Raw genomic sequence first — 783 nt, 5'->3', positions numbered from 1 at the left:
CCGTTCATTTATCTTGAAAACTCAGTGTAACAGCAGCTCCTTTGCTATTATCATTCCTATTATCAATGCTGAAGTTTGCTTTTAATTTTTGCGCTATTTGGACACATTGATCAAGTCCTATACCTGTGCTGTGTGATGTTGAAATCCCTTTTTTTAGATAGTCATTCCTGCTTAGCTTATTGAAATCAAACCCGTGTCCATTATCAATAAATGATATTTTGTTTTCTTCACATCGTATTAAAAGCTCAGTGGCGCCAGCTTTAATTGCATTATGTCTCAGGTTATTAATAAGCATTTGTATTTCTAGCGGTCTAAAAATACAAATACGGGTAGAGCAATTTTGCAATTTCACAGATAAATTATGTAAAGGCGCATTATTAAGATAGTTTTCAATAAACTCGTAGAGATCATTTTTTATTGTAAAGGTTTTAGCATCCCAGTTATTTGAAGTAATAGCGTTAATTAATTCGTTCATTTCAGCCAGGTGAAATAAGGTATATTCAAATTCTGTAATCAAGTCTTGTATTGCTACTTTGTCAGGGTTTTTGTAGTAACTTTTTAGCTCTGCCTGAATATTAGACTGTATTCCATGAGAGATTTGTTTTAAGGCATGTATGATCGCGCCAGTATTAGGCTCACCTATTTTTATCTGATCCTTCATCTTTCAACAGTCCCAATGCTGATCAGCAATAATCTTATGCGCCATATCTAGTAAGGTTTGATCACCTTCTTTTAACACTTCTAGCAGCAATATTTTTTCTTTAAAGTAAACTTTACCAAATT

1 protein-coding gene is annotated in these 783 nt (G+C 33.2%); it reads right to left on the bottom strand.

Going from position 1 to position 783, the window contains the following annotated elements; translation table 11 throughout:
- Nucleotides 1-4: 4 nt before the first annotated feature.
- Nucleotides 5-661 (bottom strand): ATP-binding protein, encoded by a 657-nt coding sequence (locus DNJ75_RS15015; RefSeq protein WP_117004206.1) that lies wholly within the window; start codon nt 659-661, stop codon nt 5-7.
- Nucleotides 662-783 lie beyond the last annotated feature (122 nt).

This window comes from Cysteiniphilum litorale (assembly GCF_003428165.1).
Taxonomy (GTDB): Bacteria; Pseudomonadota; Gammaproteobacteria; order Francisellales; family Francisellaceae; genus Caedibacter; species Caedibacter litoralis.
Note: the sequence above shows the minus strand (reverse complement) of the source record. Positions and strands in the feature narration are given on the sequence as shown.

Excerpts from the sequence above, each read along its gene's own strand:
- DNJ75_RS15015 (WP_117004206.1), bottom strand. The coding sequence starts at position 661 with ATGAAGGATCAGATAAAAATAGGTGAGCCTAATACTGGCGCGATCATA.